The 17,318-nt window shown below is 61.8% G+C and carries 18 protein-coding genes and 2 tRNA genes; 11 read left to right on the top strand and 9 right to left on the bottom strand.

Annotated features, from left to right (window positions below; translation table 11 throughout):
- Window positions 1–39: 39 nt before the first annotated feature.
- Together ACZ9BX_RS03685 and ACZ9BX_RS03680 are read right to left on the bottom strand one after the other, a co-directional pair.
- Window positions 40–113: transfer RNA gene (locus ACZ9BX_RS03685), tRNA-Cys, on the bottom strand.
- Window positions 114–284: 171 nt separating this feature from the next.
- Window positions 285–581, bottom strand: a complete 297-nt coding sequence (locus tag ACZ9BX_RS03680) for a membrane protein (protein WP_027509293.1) — start codon at window positions 579–581, stop codon at window positions 285–287.
- Between the two features lie 117 nt (window positions 582–698).
- Here ACZ9BX_RS03680 and ACZ9BX_RS03675 point away from each other — a divergent pair.
- From ACZ9BX_RS03675 to ACZ9BX_RS03655, 5 genes are all read left to right on the top strand, one after another.
- A tRNA-Asn gene (locus tag ACZ9BX_RS03675) sits at window positions 699–773 on the top strand.
- 486 nt (window positions 774–1,259) lie between these two features.
- A complete protein-coding gene (locus ACZ9BX_RS03670; protein ID WP_476215777.1) occupies window positions 1,260–2,444 on the top strand; it encodes an acetate/propionate family kinase in 1,185 nt (394 codons plus the stop codon).
- A 71-nt stretch (window positions 2,445–2,515) separates the two neighbouring features.
- A complete protein-coding gene (locus tag ACZ9BX_RS03665; RefSeq protein WP_476215775.1) occupies window positions 2,516–4,912 on the top strand; it encodes a phosphoketolase family protein in 2,397 nt (798 codons plus the stop codon).
- Window positions 4,909–5,085 (top strand): hypothetical protein, encoded by a 177-nt coding sequence (locus ACZ9BX_RS03660; protein ID WP_476215773.1) that lies wholly within the window; start codon window positions 4,909–4,911, stop codon window positions 5,083–5,085. The genes ACZ9BX_RS03665 and ACZ9BX_RS03660 overlap by 4 nt, the downstream gene beginning before the upstream one ends.
- A gap of 159 nt (window positions 5,086–5,244) precedes the next feature.
- Window positions 5,245–5,838, top strand: a complete 594-nt coding sequence (locus tag ACZ9BX_RS03655; protein WP_476215771.1) for a carboxymuconolactone decarboxylase family protein — start codon at window positions 5,245–5,247, stop codon at window positions 5,836–5,838.
- Between the two features lie 830 nt (window positions 5,839–6,668).
- On the opposite strand, the gene ftsZ is transcribed toward ACZ9BX_RS03655, so the two are convergent.
- Window positions 6,669–7,688: a cell division protein FtsZ gene (gene ftsZ / locus ACZ9BX_RS03650; protein ID WP_132561751.1), complete on the bottom strand. Its 1,020-nt coding sequence runs from the start codon at window positions 7,686–7,688 to the stop codon at window positions 6,669–6,671.
- Window positions 7,689–7,872: 184 nt separating this feature from the next.
- Between ftsZ and ACZ9BX_RS03645 the strand changes: the two genes are divergently transcribed.
- Both ACZ9BX_RS03645 and ACZ9BX_RS03640 read left to right on the top strand, forming a co-directional pair.
- A complete protein-coding gene (locus ACZ9BX_RS03645; protein WP_027509287.1) occupies window positions 7,873–8,091 on the top strand; it encodes a hypothetical protein in 219 nt (72 codons plus the stop codon).
- Between the two features lie 82 nt (window positions 8,092–8,173).
- Window positions 8,174–9,172, top strand: coding sequence for a ketopantoate reductase family protein (locus tag ACZ9BX_RS03640; RefSeq protein WP_476215768.1), 999 nt, complete (start codon window positions 8,174–8,176; stop codon window positions 9,170–9,172).
- A gap of 91 nt (window positions 9,173–9,263) precedes the next feature.
- Here ACZ9BX_RS03640 and modA read toward each other — a convergent pair whose 3' ends face one another.
- A complete protein-coding gene (modA, locus tag ACZ9BX_RS03635) occupies window positions 9,264–9,956 on the bottom strand; it encodes a molybdate ABC transporter substrate-binding protein (RefSeq protein ID WP_476215766.1) in 693 nt (230 codons plus the stop codon).
- 283 nt (window positions 9,957–10,239) lie between these two features.
- Between modA and ACZ9BX_RS03630 the strand changes: the two genes are divergently transcribed.
- Together ACZ9BX_RS03630 and ACZ9BX_RS03625 are read left to right on the top strand one after the other, a co-directional pair.
- Window positions 10,240–10,404: a hypothetical protein gene (locus ACZ9BX_RS03630; protein ID WP_156915246.1), complete on the top strand. Its 165-nt coding sequence runs from the start codon at window positions 10,240–10,242 to the stop codon at window positions 10,402–10,404.
- 140 nt (window positions 10,405–10,544) lie between these two features.
- Window positions 10,545–10,850: a DUF1883 domain-containing protein gene (locus ACZ9BX_RS03625; protein ID WP_132561745.1), complete on the top strand. Its 306-nt coding sequence runs from the start codon at window positions 10,545–10,547 to the stop codon at window positions 10,848–10,850.
- 18 nt (window positions 10,851–10,868) lie between these two features.
- On the opposite strand, the gene ACZ9BX_RS03620 is transcribed toward ACZ9BX_RS03625, so the two are convergent.
- Together ACZ9BX_RS03620 and ACZ9BX_RS03615 are read right to left on the bottom strand one after the other, a co-directional pair.
- A complete protein-coding gene (locus ACZ9BX_RS03620; protein ID WP_476215762.1) occupies window positions 10,869–12,185 on the bottom strand; it encodes a replication-associated recombination protein A in 1,317 nt (438 codons plus the stop codon).
- A complete protein-coding gene (locus ACZ9BX_RS03615; protein WP_476215760.1) occupies window positions 12,182–13,585 on the bottom strand; it encodes a DegQ family serine endoprotease in 1,404 nt (467 codons plus the stop codon). The genes ACZ9BX_RS03620 and ACZ9BX_RS03615 overlap by 4 nt, the downstream gene beginning before the upstream one ends.
- Window positions 13,586–13,703: 118 nt before the next feature.
- On the opposite strand from ACZ9BX_RS03615, the gene ACZ9BX_RS03610 reads away from it, so the two are divergent.
- Together ACZ9BX_RS03610 and ACZ9BX_RS03605 are read left to right on the top strand one after the other, a co-directional pair.
- Complete coding sequence (locus tag ACZ9BX_RS03610) at window positions 13,704–14,078, top strand: YkvA family protein (RefSeq protein WP_476215758.1); 375 nt, start codon at window positions 13,704–13,706, stop codon at window positions 14,076–14,078.
- Between the two features lie 34 nt (window positions 14,079–14,112).
- Window positions 14,113–14,463, top strand: coding sequence for a lysozyme inhibitor LprI family protein (locus tag ACZ9BX_RS03605; RefSeq protein ID WP_476215756.1), 351 nt, complete (start codon window positions 14,113–14,115; stop codon window positions 14,461–14,463).
- A gap of 16 nt (window positions 14,464–14,479) precedes the next feature.
- Here ACZ9BX_RS03605 and ACZ9BX_RS03600 read toward each other — a convergent pair whose 3' ends face one another.
- From ACZ9BX_RS03600 to ilvD, 3 genes are all read right to left on the bottom strand, one after another.
- Entirely contained in the window at window positions 14,480–14,821 is a 342-nt protein-coding gene (locus ACZ9BX_RS03600) for a type II toxin-antitoxin system PemK/MazF family toxin (RefSeq protein WP_476215754.1), read from the bottom strand.
- A complete protein-coding gene (locus ACZ9BX_RS03595) occupies window positions 14,808–15,029 on the bottom strand; it encodes a type II toxin-antitoxin system PrlF family antitoxin (RefSeq protein WP_027509279.1) in 222 nt (73 codons plus the stop codon). Before ACZ9BX_RS03595 ends, ACZ9BX_RS03600 begins: the two co-directional genes overlap by 14 nt.
- A gap of 134 nt (window positions 15,030–15,163) precedes the next feature.
- Window positions 15,164–17,002, bottom strand: a complete 1,839-nt coding sequence (ilvD, locus tag ACZ9BX_RS03590) for a dihydroxy-acid dehydratase (RefSeq protein WP_476215752.1) — start codon at window positions 17,000–17,002, stop codon at window positions 15,164–15,166.
- Window positions 17,003–17,318: the final 316 nt, after the last annotated feature.

The raw sequence follows: 17,318 nt of genomic DNA, 5'->3' as shown, positions 1-17,318 counted from the left end.
ATTGTGTCTAACGCCGAAATGCTAAAGCATTGAGAAATTTGGAGGCCTCGCCCGGAATTGAACCGGGGTACAAGGATTTGCAGTCCTCTGCGTCACCACTCCGCCACGAGGCCATCCGATTTGCTGTATGCAAGGCGAGTGATGGCGGGCGTTTAGAACGAATCCACGAAGCGCGCAAGAGGCCAATCCGGAAAAACGCGCATTGCGAATGCTTGCAGCAAGTGCAGCCGAAAATCGCGCTCCGGCAACCTCGCATCCGTGCCTTCGCCCGCCACTTCGCACGATCAACCGGCAGGCTTCCGCCGCCGGTGCCACCAGATGGAGAATCGGCGGCGGCATCTGCGAGCGATCGGTAGGTCGTGCGAAAGAACGATGAAACCGAGTGGCAGCATCCAGAAGCCGAGAACGGGCAGAAAACCCAGGATGCCGCACACAATCAGCAGTACGCCTATGAATACGCGGGCAATGCGCGAGCGCGGCAACGGTATGTGAAGGGAACCGAGAACGAGCTTTCCCGTCGTATGATCGATGCCGAAGTGCTTTTCGCGCCGGTTTCTGCTATTGTCTTTCCCGTCAGTCATGCACAGGAGATGGGGACAAACGCCGCGAATACAAGCGGATGTCATTTTTTTGAAAAAACCGCTTGGCAAATCGAGCAAGCATTTGTATTAGCCCACTCACGCCGCCGCAAGCGGTGATCCCTGGTAGCTCAGCGGTAGAGCATTCGACTGTTAATCGACAGGTCGCCGGTTCGAATCCGGCCCGGGGAGCCAGTTTTTCGCTAGAGCGCGCCATTGGTGCGCTCTAGCTGCTTTAAACCCTCCAAACTACGATATCGTTCCCCCACAGCGGCTGATCGGGCGTTGCCGTAGTTTCGGCGGCTCCAGCGTGAAATCAGCGTCCCGTCACGATGCTGAAGCAGCCATAGCGCGCTTCGCCAGCGCCCATGAACGCGAAATCAGTATCCTTCAGCATATCTCCAAACTCTGCTCGGTATGCACGTCCCGAAGTCCGGATATGGCCGTGTAGCCTGTGATGCAATCCGCCCAGTGTGCGCTGGATTCTGCGCCCTGCCCGTCCCCGCTCGAACTGCCAAGCGACGTTCAAAACTGAATGTCTGCGCCTGAGGCTGTCGCAACGGCGCTGGATCACGCCTTGTCGCGACGCCGCACCGTGGTTTACGTGACTGTGAAAGGCCCTAGATGACAATCGGAGCCGGCGGTTATTCCTGCCGCCGGACCTCCACGCAGAGGCCGAGCATGGATGCCGATACAGTTTGCCTGACCTTCAATGCCGGATCGTCGACGCTGAAGATCGGCATCTTCGATGCCGGCACAGGCACCGCCCGGCCGATCGGCAAAGGAAAGATCGACTTCGACGACAGCAAGCTTGTCCTGCGCTATTCGCTGGGAGACGACCGCTTCGAGCGCCCGCTTCCGGGCGGCAATGGCGAGCGGTTCGCCGAGGTCATCGAAGGCACGCTGCATCACTTGCTGGCTCATCTGCCGCCCGGCTCCCTAAGGCTCGCGTCGCACCGAGTCGTCCATGGCGGCCTTCGGTTCCATGAGGCCGCAGCGCTCGACGCACGGACTATCGGTGCGATCGATGCGATGGTTCCGCTTGCCCCGCTGCACCAGCCGCAGGCGCTGCGGGTGATCCGCGCGCTAAAGGAGCTGCGACCCCAGATACTGCAGACGGCGTCCTTTGATACGGCCTTCCACACGACGCAGGACGACCTCGTCCGACGCCTGGCGATCCCGCGCTCGCTGCATGACGAAGGCGTGCGGCGCTACGGCTTTCATGGCTTGTCCTACAAGTTCATCGCCAGCGCGCTGAAGCGGCAGGCGCCGGAGGTGGCCGGCGGAAGGGTCGTGGCCGCCCATCTCGGCAGCGGAGCGAGCCTCTGCGCCCTTGAGGGCGGCATCAGCCGTGATTGCAGTATGGGGTTCTCGGCGCTTGACGGCATCCCGATGGCGACGCGGCCGGGATGGCTCGATCCCGGCGCCCTCCTCTATCTCATGCGGAAGGGAAAGCGTGATCCCGGGGAACTGGAAGACTTCCTCTATCATGCCTGCGGCCTGCTGGGCGTCTCCGGTATCAGCGGCGACACCCGGGTTCTTCTGAAGGACAAGCGGCCGGAAGCCGCCCAGGCCATCGACCTCTACTGCTTCCGCATCGCCGGCGAGATCGGCCGCATGGCGGTGACGCTCGGCGGCCTGGACGCGGTCGTCTTCACCGCCGGTGTCGGCGAAAATCAACCGGAGATCAGGCGCCGCGTCGCCGCCCATCTCCGCTGGATGGGCCTTCATCTCAACGATAGCCGGAACGAGGCTAACGCGGCGGTCATCAGCGCGGGCGACAGCAGGATCGCCGCGCTCGTCATCCCCACCGACGAGGAGCAGGTTATCGCCGACGAGGCGCTCGCTATTCTCGGTGCAGGGTGATCCAGATCAAGAAACGGCCCGGCGCAGGCCGCTAGAGTTGAACCTGAACACGTTTCGAACAGGGGAAATCCATGGAACAGCACGCCTCGAACACCGCCCCTTCCACGCTTTCTGACGCCGACCTCAAGCTGCTCGACCGCTACTGGCGGGCCGCCAACTACCTCTCCGTCGGCCAGATCTACCTTTTGGACAATCCGCTGTTGCGCGAACCGCTGGAGCCCGAGCATATCAAGCCGCGCCTGCTCGGCCACTGGGGCACGACGCCGGGACTGAACTTCATCTATGCGCACCTCAACCGAATGATCCGCGCCCGCGACCTCGACGTCATCTACATGTGCGGACCCGGCCATGGCGGGCCGGGCATGGTCGCCAACACCTATCTCGAAGGCACCTACAGCGAGATCTATCCGGATATTTCCGAGGATGCGGAAGGCATGCGCAAGCTCTTCCGCCAGTTTTCCTTTCCTGGCGGCATTCCGAGCCATGCAGCACCCGAAACGCCCGGCTCGATCCATGAGGGCGGCGAGCTCGGCTATGCCCTCGTCCACGCCTATGGCGCCGCCTTCGACAATCCGGAGCTGATCGTCGCCTGCGTCGTCGGCGACGGCGAGGCCGAAACCGGCCCGCTTGCCGCCAGCTGGCATTCGAACAAGTTCCTGAACCCCGCCCGCGACGGCGCGGTGCTGCCGATCCTCCACCTCAACGGCTACAAGATCGCCAACCCCACGATTCTCGCCCGCGCCAGCAAAGATGATCTCCGCGATCTTTTCCAGGGGTATGGCTATGAGCCCTTCTTCGTCGAGGGACACGAGCCGCCCGACATGCACAGGAAGATGGCGGCAGTCTTCGACGCGGTGTTCGACCGGATCACGGACATCCAGGCGAAAACGCGCTCAGGTGGCTCCGGCATGCCGCGCTGGCCGATGATCGTGCTGCGCAGCCCGAAAGGCTGGACAGGGCCGAAGGAAGTCGACGGCAAGAAGGTCGAGGGATTCTGGCGCGCCCATCAGGTGCCGGTCTCCAACTGCCGCGGCGACGACGGCCACAGGAAAATCCTCGAAGACTGGATGCGCAGCTATGATCCGCAAGACCTCTTCGATGCGGACGGGCGCCTGAAGGATGATCTGCGCGCTCTGGCGCCCAAAGGCCGCCGCCGGATGGGAGCCAACCCGCATGCCAATGGCGGTCTGCTGCGCAAGGAACTCTCCGTTCCCGATATCCGCAATTACGAGATCAGGATTGGAGACCGCGGCAGCCAGGCCGTGCAGTCGACCGAAATTCTCGGCCACTATCTGCGCGATGTGCTGAAGCTCAACGCCGCGAACGCGAATTTCCGCATCTTCGGCCCCGACGAGACGGAATCGAACCGCCTCGGCAGCGTCTTCGAAGTGACTGATCGCGTCTGGATGGAAGGCATCGAGCCCTATGACGTGCATCTCTCCCCCGACGGCCGCGTGATGGAGGTCTTGAGCGAGCATCTTTGCCAGGGCTGGCTGGAAGGCTATCTGCTGACCGGCCGGCACGGCCTCTTCTCGTGCTACGAAGCCTTCATCCACATCATCGATTCCATGTTCAACCAGCATGCCAAATGGCTGAAGGTCACCCGCGAGCTGGAATGGCGAAAGCCGATATCCTCGCTCAACTACCTGCTGACCTCGCATGTCTGGCGGCAGGATCACAACGGCTTTTCCCACCAGGATCCGGGCTTCGTCGATCTCGTCGCCAACAAGAAGGCCGATACCGTGCGCATCTACCTGCCGCCGGATGCCAATACGCTGCTCTGGGTCGGCGACCATTGCCTGAAGACCTACGACCGCATCAACGTCATCGTCGCCGGCAAGCAGACGGAGCCGCAATATCTGACGATGGATGAGGCGATCGAGCACTGCAAGGCCGGCATCGGCATCTGGGAATGGGCGAGCAACGAGGACAACACGATCGCGCCCGACGTGATCATGGCCTGCGCTGGCGACGTGCCGACGATGGAAACACTGGCCGCCGTCAGCCTCCTTCGCGAGATGATCCCCAATCTGAAGATGCGCGTCGTCAACGTCGTCGACCTGCTCGCGCTGCAATCCAAGGAGCAGCATCCGCACGGGCTGGAGCACGATGAATTCGACCGGATCTTCACGAAGGACAAGCCGGTGATCTTCGCCTATCACGGCTATCCCTACCTCATCCACCGGCTGACTTACAAACGCACCAACCACGAAAACATCCACGTGCGCGGCTTCATCGAGGAAGGGACGACGACGACGCCTTTCGACATGACGGTGCTGAACGAGCTCGACCGCTTCCACCTCGCCATTGAAGCCATCCAGCGCGTCCCCGGGCTGAAGGAGAAGGTGCCGGAGATTCTCGACCGGCTGCATGCGAAACTCGCCGAACACCAGGCCTATGTCCGGGAATACGGCGAGGACATGCCGGAGGTCCGGAACTGGAAATGGCCGGTCAGGAGCAAGCCATGAGCACCAACGAACGCAATCATCGCTTCAGCCGATCGCGACGCGAGTTCGTGCAGACGTCAGCGCATGCCGCTTTGGGGCTGATGGCAGTCGCGATCGGGGCTGCCGAAGCTTCTTCTACCAATTCCTACCCGACGCCTCGCATCCCGCCACCAACAGAAGAGGCCGTCAGATGACTCTTTTCACTACAGGAGATTTCGGATCCGCAGGGTCGCGTCGCAGCGGAAAACCGGCGCTGGGTGTCCGGGGGGCGGATTCGATCTTAGCTTCCTCGAATAGATTGCCGTCCGCATTTTTCAGTCTATCCTTCATACATAAACAGAGGAGGATCACGCATGCCCTTCATCCACACCCCCGATGCATCCGCCAGCGAGAAGACCGCGTCCATGTACGCGTCCGCCGAGTCGAATTACGGCTATCTGCCGAACATGTACCGCACCTTCGGGCACCGGCCCGAGGTTATGGAGCACTGGGGCACGCTGCTTTCGAGCATCCGCAGCCATATGAGCCCCAGGCGCTACGAGCTGGTGACGCTGGCGGCGGCAAAGGAGCTCAAGTCCTCGTATTGCATGCTGGCGCACGGCTCTGTGCTGTTGCGTGAAGGCTTCACCAATGACGGACTGGCAGCCGTCGCGAACGAGACGGAAAAGGCGCCGATCGATGCCGTCGAGCGCGCCGTCATGGCCTTTTCCGCCAAGGTGGTGCGCGACGCAACCTCGGTGACGCAGCAGGATGTCGACGGGCTAAAAAAGCACGGGCTCACCGATGCCGAGATCTTCGACATCACCGCGGCAGCGGCAGCCCGCTGCTTCTTCTCGAAGATGCTGGATGCGTTGGGCGCGGCACCGGACCATGTCTACGCCGAACGGCTCGACCCCAACCTGCGCAAGGCCCTCACCGTCGGTCGCCCAGTCATGGGACTTGCCTGACGCAGCCCTGCAATCGCTCCGGCGCTTTCCACCACCTGCCGGCTGCAGCCGGTTCGTGGAGCGGACGGGGAATATCGCCTGGCTTCCTGCCTGCGCGTCGAGGAGGAAACGGTTGCGCTCGAGCGGCCGCTTGCTGGCAGCGTCCTCGAACTGGAAGGCATGCTGCGTATTTCTTGCTCGAATGGTTCGGCCTGCACGTTCTCTCGCCAATCCTTGCGGAGTTCTCGCTTGCCCATCCGAAGATCGTTGTCGAACTGCTCACCGACGCCCGCCTGCTCACCTTTTCCGCCGCGAGGCTGATCTCGTCGCCCTTATCCGTCCGTTCACCGAACCAGACATCATATCGCGAAAGCTGTTGCACATCGAATATGGGCTCTATGCAGCGAAGGACAGCCGGCCAACCGTTTGTGGGCGACGGCCGCGGCCTTCAATATAGTGACGATGGACCAAGCTTCTCCGCCATGCCGGAGGTTGATTGGCTCAAGCGCCAATTTCCCAACGCCAATATCGCGATGCGAAGCAACAGTCGCGATGTCCAGGCCGTACTCTGTGCCCGCAGTGCAGGCGTGGCGGCGCTGCCCGTCCCCTCGGCGACGGCTTCCCCGGCCTTAAAAGACTGGAGCTTAACGACTCGCCGCCGGGCTGGGATACCTGGCTCGGCTATCATCGCGATCTGAAGAGGCCGCCGCGTCTGAGGGCGCTGCTCGATCTGGTGCTCCTGCGGCAACGAGTTGAAGGCCTTTGCCCACGGCACTTTCGGCGATCGACCTCCGATTGATGGTCGCAACCGAAATGGCCATGCTGCAAAGCCAGGCGAAGCGCCCAATCGCCTATTGAAGAGTCCGCGTATGGATCTGCTGAGCGACGGCGTCCGGTGCCGATGCGGAGAGCTCAGCGTCGAGACCCGTTGCGACGACGGAGACGCGGAACTTGCCGTCGAGATTACGGTCGAAGATCGCGCCGACGACGATGTCGGCGTCGTCCTGCACCTCGTCACGGATGCGGCTTGCGGCCTCGTCCACCTCGAAGAGCGTCATGTCCGAACCGCCGGAGATCGAGATCAGCACTCCCCTAGCGCCCTTCATCGAGATGTCGTCGAGCAGCGGATTGGCGATCGCCGCTTCGGCGGCCTTCAGCGCGCGCTCGTCGCCGGATGACTCACCGGTTCCCATCATCGCCCGGCCCATGCCGCGCATCACCGACTTGACGTCGGCGAAGTCGAGATTGATCAGGCCTTCCTTGACGATCAGGTCGGTGATGCAGCCAACACCGGCAAAGAGCACGCGGTCGGCGGTCATGAAGGCGTCGGCGAAGGTGGTCTTCGCATCGGCGATGCGGAAGAGGTTCTGGTTCGGAATGACGATCACGGTGTCGGCTGCCTGCCTGAGCGCTTCGATGCCGATATCCGCCGTTCTCAGGCGCCGGTTCCCTTCGAAGGTGAAGGGCTTGGTGACGACGCCGACCGTCAGGATGCCGGCGGAGCGCGCCGCATGCGCGATCACCGGCGCTGCGCCCGTGCCCGTGCCGCCGCCCATGCCGGCGGTGACGAAGCACATGTGCGAGCCCGCCAGATGATCCATGATCTCGTCGATCGATTCTTCGGCCGCCGCACGGCCGACTTCCGGCAGCGATCCGGCACCCAGTCCCTCGGTCACATGCGCGCCAAGCTGGATGCGGCGCGACGCCTTGGACGTCGCGAGCACCTGCGCATCCGTGTTGGCGGCGATGAAATCGACGCCTTCCAGATTTTCGGAGATCATGTTGTTGATCGCATTGCCGCCGCCGCCGCCGACGCCGATCACCGTTATCCGCGGCCGCAATCCCGAAATCCCGCTCTTGGCGTCCGTCATCATATTCTCCTTTGTGCCAGCTCTCGTCCCCGCCCTCGTTGCGGCAAACCGAATCGCGTGTCAGGCTAAGCACGCAACAAGGCAGAGGCAGGGCGAAAGCACAAGATGTGCGCTTTCTGAAATGTCCTGTGGAACTTTTTTGCCGTTCGCGCATTTACGATGATTCTTGGAGGGGAAAACTCTGATGCCCTTATCGACAGCACGCCAGACCGTGGCCTCGCCGCGCGAGCATATCCTCACCGTCCAGGAAGCGCTGGAGCCGCTCTTTCTGGCGCTGGAGCAGGAGGTCGAGGTCAAGATGATCGCCGCCGCGCTCCGCGCCGGATGGCCGGCAGAAGATGCTGTCGCCGCGATCGACGAGCTCCGCCGCAATGAACTTGTAGCGGACGCTACGGCGCATTGACGCGGGTGTTGAAAATCGACTCGCCATCCGGCGAACGCGACCTAGGTCTAGCGCGACAGCAATGATCGCGGAGCGTTCTTTCATGACTTTCAGAACCATCTGCATCTATGGCGCCGGCGCGCTGGGCGGTGCCATGGCAGTAAAGCTCGCTGCCGGGCTCGGCGCTGAGGCAACGGTTTCCGTGGTGGCGCGCAGCGCCCATCTCGATGCGATCAGAAAGAATGGGCTTGACCTCTTCGAGGCCGGCTCCGAGACGCCGATCAACGCCCGCCTCACCGCGACGGACGACCCGTCTGCGCTTCTGCCGCAGGATCTGATCGTCACGGGCCTCAAGGGCCACCAGCTTGGCCCCGCCGCCGAAGGCATCGCGAAACTGCTGAAGGACGGCACGCGCGTCGTCATGATCCTGAACGGCATTCCGTGGTGGTATTTTCACCGCGACAGGCAAAGCCCGCATGCCGAACTGCAGCTGCAGGAACTCGATCCTAGCGGCCGTCTCTGGCGCCTGATCGGCCCGGAACGCGTCATCGGCTGCGTTGCCTATCAGGGTGCGGAAGTGATCAATCCTGGCCAGGTGAAGCTCTCGAACAATGGCCGCTTCATCCTGGGTGAACCATCAGGAGAAACATCCGCCGACCTCGAAACCATCGCTGCGCTCTTCACCCGTGCTGACCTCAACATTACAGCGACGGACCGCATCCGCGACGAAATCTGGAACAAGCTTACCGGCAATGCCGCCTTCAACCCGATTAGCGCCCTGACGCGCGCGTTGATGAGCGACATCATGGCCAACCCGGCGCTTTGCGATATCGCCGGCAAGGTGATGAGCGAAGTGCGTGCCGTCGGCACCGCGCTCGGCGCCCGTTTCGATGTCACCGTCGAGGAGCGCCTCGAGCAGTCCCGGCATTTCGGCCCGGTGCGCACATCGATGCTGCAGGATCTGCTGGCCGGAAAGCCGCTGGAAATCGTGCCGCTCACGGGAATGGTCGTTTCGCTGGGGCGGCTTGTTGCCGTGCAGACACCGGTATCCGAGGCGGTATTTGCACTGGTCTCACAGCTCGATCGCGAAAACCGGCAATAGGCCTGTCCGCCACCGGAAATACCACCATCGCCGCCACCGCAAACTCATCAGACGATGGCCGTGAGCCGATCGCTGTTTATCAAGCACGCTTTTAGCGGCGCTCGATGCCCTTTGCCGCCAAGATGTCATCAGCGGCTGTTGACATCAGAAATTCCGAGAGCTGCTTGGCAGCTTCTGCGTCCCTTGAATCGGCGCTGATGCCAATGGCGAAGTCAATGTAACTTTGGAGTTCTGCCGGAAACTGACCGACAAGCACGACCTCGGGAGCGGCGGCGAGAATCGAAGTCACGGGAACAACCCCCAGCTCGGCTTCCCCACGGCCTACGGCCGGCGCTGTCTGCCCTCCTGGTACGGCCACCAGCTTGGGCTTCACCTCGTCTGCTATTCCCAAGCGTTCCAGCAAACTGGAGAAGTAGCCGCCGCTGGTTCCTTCACTGGCGTAGGCGATTGATCTGGCGCTCTTCAACGCATGTTCGAATGCTTCCACGGACCCGATGTTGAGCGGTCGACCGCCTGCCTTGGCCGCCACCCCCATTGCTATCCGGCCGAACGCTACCTGGCTCGCCGCCTTGATTTTTCCCAAGGCGGTCAGATCCTCAATCAGGTCCGGATTGATGATGACGAGGTCAAAAGGTTCCCCAGCTTCAATCTGCTTCTTTACCGTCGGATTGAGCTCCCACTTGACCGCAACTGTGAATCCTGTAGCCGCTTCGAACTGGGATATGAGAGCAAGGACGGCGGGTCGGACCGCAATAGCGCCAAAAAGCCGGATTTCCTGGTTCATGGCCTCACCTGAATTCGGTCGAAACGGCCTTTCTTATAATGCGTATCTAGCCTGCATTCCACGGCTGCCCGGCCATTCTACGCTCAGCGTCCCATCGTGTCGGCCTCCGATCAATCCGATACCCAATGAATCACAGCAGAGTCATGCTGGGAATGCACTTCTCAAATACGCTCTCAGACATCGGTCTATCTTTATGAGATTCCTATATCTTCAGCCTTTAGCGCGAATGGATTTACTATCCGCACCGGCAGTAATCTTTGACATCCATGCGAAGGTGAATGCCATGCGCCTGATGTTTCCGCCCTTTTCGTTTCCTCCGCCGCGTCACAAGACCGGAACGAGCCAGATGCGCGAACGCCGTACGGCGCAGATCCTGATGATCTTCGGCGTCGTGCTTGCCTGCGTCGAACTCTACGTGATCGTCGGCAATCTCTGGCAGCTACCGTAAGGTAAGATGCCCTGACCGGCGCTGCTCTCGCTGTCCCAGAGCGGGAGCGCCCGATGCGCTGCGACCTCATGCAGCCAAACTCTTCCTTAACCGGCATCCCCTAAAATTAGCGGCTATAGAGATTCTATCCGCAAAGACCGATGCCGAAACCGAACTTCCGCTTTACCCATTATGATCTTCACGAGCAGCGCGCCGGAACCGTTATCGAGGTGACGCTGAACGCGGTGAACAATGTGCGGTTGATGACAGCGCCGAACTATCAGCGCTTTACCGAAGTTCTCGACTTCAAATATGTCGGCGGCGTCGCCAAGAAATCCCCCGTCAGGCTCGCCGTTCCGGAGAGTGGCCACTGGCATCTGGTCGTGGATATGGAAGGCCATCATGGGCTTGCCGAATCTTCGGTGAAGCTGATCGCCGCGCCGGCGGGCCAGAAGCGTGCCTCATAGCTTGTCACCGGACAGTGACTAGCGCGGATTGCGCTCTTTTCTGAGCTTCGCCCAATACTCCAGCCGCTTGCGGATATCCCGCTCGAAGCCGCGCTCCGGCGGATCGTAGAAGGTCTGGCGGCCCATCTTCTCCGGGAAATAATCTTGGCCCGAAAAGGCGTCGGGCTCGTCGTGGTCGTAGCGATAGCCCTCGCCGTAACCCTCGCCCTTCATTAACTTGGTCGGCGCATTCAGGATATGCTTCGGGGGAAGCAGCGAGCCGTTCTCTTTTGCGGCCTGCGTGGCCGCCTTGAAGGCCGTGTAGAGGGCATTGGATTTCGGAGCGGTCGCCAGATAGACGCAGGCCTGCGCCAGTGCCAATTCACCTTCCGGAGACCCAAGGTAATCGTAGGCGTCCTTGGCCGCATTGCAGATCACCAGCGCCTGCGGGTCCGCAAGGCCGATATCCTCCACCGCCATGCGCACCAGCCGCCGCCCGAGATAGAGCGGATCTTCGCCGGCATCGAACATCCGGGCGAGGTAATAGAGCGCCGCATCCGGATCGGAACCGCGCACCGACTTATGCAGCGCGGAGATCAGATTGTAGTGGCCGTCCTGCGCCTTGTCGTAGACCGGGGCGCGGCGCTGCACGATGCGGGTGAGAGCCTCGGTATCGAAGCTCTCGCCATCGCGGGCAGCACGCCAGACCTCCTCGGCAAGCGTCAACACGGCACGACCGTCGCCGTCCGCCATGCGCAGGAGGCTGGCGCGTGCATCTTCCGTCAGCGGCAGCGCCTTGCCTTCGGCCGTCTCGGCGCGCTTCAGCAGCACCTCCAGGCTTCCTTCTTCGAGCGACCTGAAGGTCAGCACGCGGGCGCGGGACAAAAGCGCGGCGTTGAGTTCGAAGGACGGATTTTCGGTGGTGGCGCCGACAAGGATGACGGTGCCGTCTTCCATGACCGGCAGGAAGCTGTCCTGCTGGGCGCGGTTGAAACGATGGATCTCGTCGACGAAAAGCAAGGTCTGGCGGCCGTCCATGCGGCGCAGGCGCGCCGCCTCGAAAACCTTCTTGAGGTCGGCGACGCCGGAGAAGATCGCCGAGATCTGTTCGAAGGCGAGGCCCGCTTCACCGGAAAGCAGCCTGGCAACGGTCGTCTTGCCGGTGCCGGGCGGACCCCAGAAGATCATCGAACCGAGCGAGCCGCTCGCGATCATCCGGCGCAGAACGCCGTCTTCGCCCGTCAGATGTTCCTGGCCGGTGACGTCGGCAAGCGTCTGCGGCCGAAGCCGATCGGCCAGAGGCCGCCTGTTGGCGACCTCCTCAGGAATGCGCGGTGCGAAGAGATCGTCGCTCATCGGAAGAACTGCCGTATCCGCTGGCCGTCGCGCTCGATCTCGACGCGCCAGAAGCCGGGATCCGTGTCGGCCATCTGCACCAATTCCTCCGTTGTCTTCACCGGCGCGCCGTTGATCGAAACGATGATGTCTTTTGGCTCGAAGCCGAGACGCGCCGCTGGCGAGCCGTCCTTCACGTCGGCGACGACGACGCCGGTCGATTCGGTCGGCATGCGCAGTTCGTCGGCCACGCGCGGCGAGAGGTTCTCGACGACGGTGCCGGTGAAGGGTGTGCGCCCGCCGATCGTGCGCTGGTCGCGTGGCGAGGTTTCCGGAGCGCGGTCGAGCTTCAGCGCCACCTGCTGCTCGCCGCCGTTTTCGACCACAGTCAGGTTGACGGAATTGCCGAGGCCTGCCGTCGTAAGTCGATAGAGGAGCGCATCGGGATGCTCGACCGGAACGCCGTTTACGGCTGTCACGATCTCGCCGGTCCTCAGCCCGGCCTTGGCCGCGGGACCGTCATCCGTCACCTTCACGATCAGCGCGCCACGCGCCTTGTCGAGGCCGAGCGCCTCGGCCACCTCGGAGGTCACCGCATCGAAAGTGGCGCCGACATAGGGGCGCTCGAACGACTTTAAGCCGGCATCAGCCGATGCCAGGAACACCTTCACCAGGTTGGCAGGGATCGCAAAGCCAATGCCGTTCGAGCCGCCGCCACGCGAGAAGATTGCCGTGTTGATGCCGATCAGTTCGCCCTTCATGTTCATCAGCGCGCCGCCCGAGTTGCCCGGATTGATCGAGGCGTCGGTCTGGATGAAGAAGCCGAACTCGTTCTTGACCACCTGGTTGCGCGCCAGCGCCGAAACGATGCCGCTCGTCACCGTCTGGCCGACGCCAAAGGGGTTGCCGATCGCAAGCACCAGATCACCGACTTCCACCGCATCCGAATTGCCGATCGCAAGCGCCGGGAAGTTCGCCTTTGTTTCGATCTTCAGCACTGCGAGATCGAACCGGTCATCGCGGAGCACGACCTTACAGGGAAACTCGCGGCCGTCCGACAGAGCCACCTTGATGTCGTCCGCGCCTTCGACGACGTGGTTGTTGGTCACCACCGTGCCGTCGGCCTCGACGATGACGCCGGAGCCGAGCGAGGATTGCTTCTCGGTGCGATTCGGCATCTGCTGGCCGAAGAACTGCTCGAAGAAGGGGTCGCCTGCGAAGGGAGATTGGCGCTGGATGATCTTCTCTGCGTAGACATTTACCACAGCGCCTGACGTCTGCTTGACGAGCGGCGCGAAGGAAAGCTGCATTTCCGTCCGGCTCTGCGGTACGGTCTTCGCATCCTGCGCATATGCGCCAAGCGGCACAGCGACGACCAACGCAAAGAGCGAGATGGAAGCGCGTTTCAACAGGCCTTGCATTGGGATCCCTTTTGAAATTCGTATTGAGAAAGTGTTGTAGCGCTGGACGCTAGAAAGGAAAGAGGGCGGAAGCATGGAGGAATAAGACAGGTTTGAAAGCACATGAGGAACTTGCGGCATGGAACTGATATCAAAAGCGAAAACATGGGCGAAGTCACTGAAGCGTGACATCGCCGCGTTATGGCTTGCCGCTCGTGACCCACGCGTTCCATGGCTTGCCAAGGCGGCGGCTGCAGCAGTGGCCGCCTATGCGCTTTCACCTGTCGACCTGATCCCGGATTTCATCCCGGTCCTCGGCTATCTCGACGACCTCGTCATCCTGCCGCTCGGCATTCTGCTCGCCGTCAAGCTCGTCCCGCCGCAGATCATGGCCGAACTCAGGAAGGAGGCCGAATTGTGCGCCAGCCGTCCGGGCCGTAGCAGAGCGGGGCTTCTTTTCGTCCTTGCCGTCTGGGCCTGCTGCTTCATCTTTCTGGTGTTGGCGTTCCTTTGAGGCGCCCCGCATTCCCGAGAACAGGAAGACTTGCATGAGACGTTCCCTCACCCTCGCCATCCTCGCCATTTCCGCAACTGGCTTGGGCTCTGGCGCGACCTGGGCCGCGAGCTTCGACTGCGATGCAAAGGAACTGAAGCCGGATGAGAAAGTGATCTGCGACAACCGCGCGCTCAACGACGCCGACGTGCGGATGACGACGACGTTCGATCTTCTTTCGGGCCTCCTCGCGATGGGCTCGCGCGGCACGCTGCAGGACGAGCAGACGGCCTGGCTGAAAAAGCGCCAAGAATGCAAGGCTGATGCTGCCTGCATCAAGGCCGCCTATGACGAGCGGATGAAGCAGTTCGAAGAGACCTACAAGAACATCAACCGGCCGCTGTAGCTGTATCGGTATCTGGTCAGCCCTCGATCAGAGCCCGCACCTGGGTCAGGACTACCCCCACCGTCGAGTCCGACAATTTGCCGATCGTTTCGACATGGCGGCTTTCGACCGTGGCGATTTTCACCGGACGGACGACCGAGGGAGCGGGTAATCCAGAAGCGGCGTAATCGGGAATCGCGACATCGCCATTCCAGGGCCGCCGGTTCTCCGCTGAAGTGATCATCACGACCCAGAGCAGCGCAGCGTTTTCACCGATCTGACCAGCCGATACGACGAGCGCCGGCCTGCGCTGGCGGGTGTCGCGATCAGTGTAGGGAAAAGGCACCCGAACGATGTCGCCCTGCTTAAAGATCGGCATAGGCTCTGCGATCCGCCTCGCTGTCCCATTCGGAGAAAGTGCCGAATGGATCTTCCAATGGCGTCTCATGTGGAGCGCGCGATATCGTCACCCGGCCGTTGGCCTCCAAAGTATAGATGATCGAGTCCCCTTCCTTCAGATGAAGGGCCGTGCGGACAGCTTGCGGTATCGTCGTCTGTGCCTTGCTCGTCAATTTGCTGGCAATCATAGGGTCTCACCTCCATGCCGAAAGTAAGGAATTTCCTTACGGAATGCAAGGTGCTCCATATTTTCCCGAGCATACAAACAAAAACGGCGCCGCATTCCAGAGGCGCCGTCGTTCGATTAAATCTTGCAGCTTTTTCAGCGGCCGCCGAGGTCCCGCACCGCACCGCGGTCCGCGCTCGTCGCGAAGGCCGCGTAGGCCTTCAGTGCCGTCGTGACGTTGCGCCTGCGGTGTTCGGCCGGGTGCCAACCCTTCTCTTCCTGCTCGGAACGGCGGGTCGCAAGCTCGGCGTCGCTGACACGCAGGCTGATTGTTCGGTTCGGAATGTCGATATCGATCATGTCGCCGGGACGCACGAGGCCGATCGTGCCACCGTTTGCCGCTTCAGGCGAAGCGTGGCCGATCGAGAGGCCGGACGTGCCGCCGGAGAAGCGGCCATCGGTGATCAGCGCGCAGGCCTTGCCGAGACCTTTCGACTTCAGGTAGCTGGTCGGATAGAGCATTTCCTGCATGCCGGGGCCACCCTTCGGGCCCTCGTAGCGGATCACGACCACATCGCCCGCCACGACTTCGTTGCTGAGAATGCCCTTCACGGCCGCATCCTGGCTTTCGAAGACCTTGGCCGGACCGGAGAATTTCAGGATAGATTCATCGACGCCCGCGGTCTTGACGATGCAGCCGTCGAGCGCGAGGTTGCCCTTGAGGACGGCCAAGCCGCCATCCTTCGAGAACGGATGTTCGACCGAGCGGATGACGCCATTTTCGCGGTCGGTATCCAGCTCTTCCCAGCGGGCACTCTGGCTGAAGGCGACCTGGGTCGGGATGCCGCCGGGGGCCGCGCGATAAAAATCGCGAACCGTCTCGCTGCTGGTGCGGGTGATGTCCCAGCGGTCGATGGCATCGCCCAGCGTCTCGGCATGAACGGTCGGGCAATCGCGGTTCAGCAGGCCACCCTTGTCGAGTTCGCCGAGGATCGACATGATGCCGCCGGCGCGGTGGACGTCTTCCATGTGCACGTCCGCCTTGGCGGGCGCGACCTTGGAGAGGCAGGGCACGCGGCGCGACAACGCGTCGATGTCCGCCAGCGTAAAATCGACCTCGCCCTCATGGGCGGCAGCCAGAATGTGCAGAACGGTGTTTGTCGAGCCGCCCATGGCGATATCGAGCGTCATGGCGTTTTCGAATGCCTGCTTCGAGGCGATCCTGCGCGGCAGGGCCATTTCGTCGTCCTGTTCGTAGTAACGGCGGGCGAGATCGACGATCAGGTGGCCGGCCTCGACGAAGAGGCGCTTGCGGTCCGCATGGGTTGCAAGCGTCGAGCCGTTGCCGGGCAGCGACAGGCCGAGCGCTTCTGTCAGGCAGTTCATGGAATTGGCCGTGAACATGCCAGAGCACGAGCCGCAGGTAGGACAGGCCGAGCGCTCGATCGTCTGAACATCCTCGTCACTCATCTTGTCGTCGGCTGCGGCAACCATGGCATCGACCAGATCGAGCGTATGCGTCTTGCCCTGCAGAATAACCTTGCCGGCTTCCATCGGGCCGCCGGAAACGAAGATAGTCGGGATGTTGAGGCGCAGCGACGCCATCAGCATGCCGGGGGTGATCTTGTCGCAGTTCGAGATACAGACCATGGCGTCGGCGCAATGGGCGTTGACCATGTACTCGACGCTGTCGGCGATCAGTTCGCGCGACGGCAGCGAATAGAGCATGCCATCATGGCCCATGGCGATGCCGTCGTCGACGGCGATCGTGTTGAACTCCTTGGCAACACCGCCGGCCGCTTCGATCTCGCGGGCGACGAGCTGGCCGAGGTCCTTGAGGTGCACGTGGCCGGGCACGAACTGGGTGAAGGAATTCACCACCGCGATGATCGGCTTGCCGAAGTCCGAATCCTTCATGCCCGTCGCGCGCCAAAGGCCGCGCGCGCCCGCCATGTTGCGGCCGTGGGTCGTGGTTCTGGAACGGTAAGCTGGCATCGGTTTCTTCCTCGATCTGCGGAAATTGCGCGGACGATGCGGGACGGCAAGAAAGCTTGCTGGCCGGCAGTCGCTGCATTTTGGAATTGTCCTAATCCAATCGGCGGGGGCTGTCACTACCGGCAAGGGCAAATCCGGTACGCCGCCGGTTTGCGCCCATCGTACATATACGGCGGGTCGCAGCCTTTTGTTACAGGCTATTCCATCACACCCGAACACAAAAAATTGGCTTCCCGAAAGCAATCTTCAAGGCCTACACAGTCATCCAAAGACGCTGCTGATGCGTTTATTGAGATATCGGGCCGTTCTTGCCCAG

Source organism: Rhizobium sp. USDA 3886, assembly GCF_056279785.1.
This window is presented reverse-complemented; position numbering and strand designations above follow the sequence as displayed.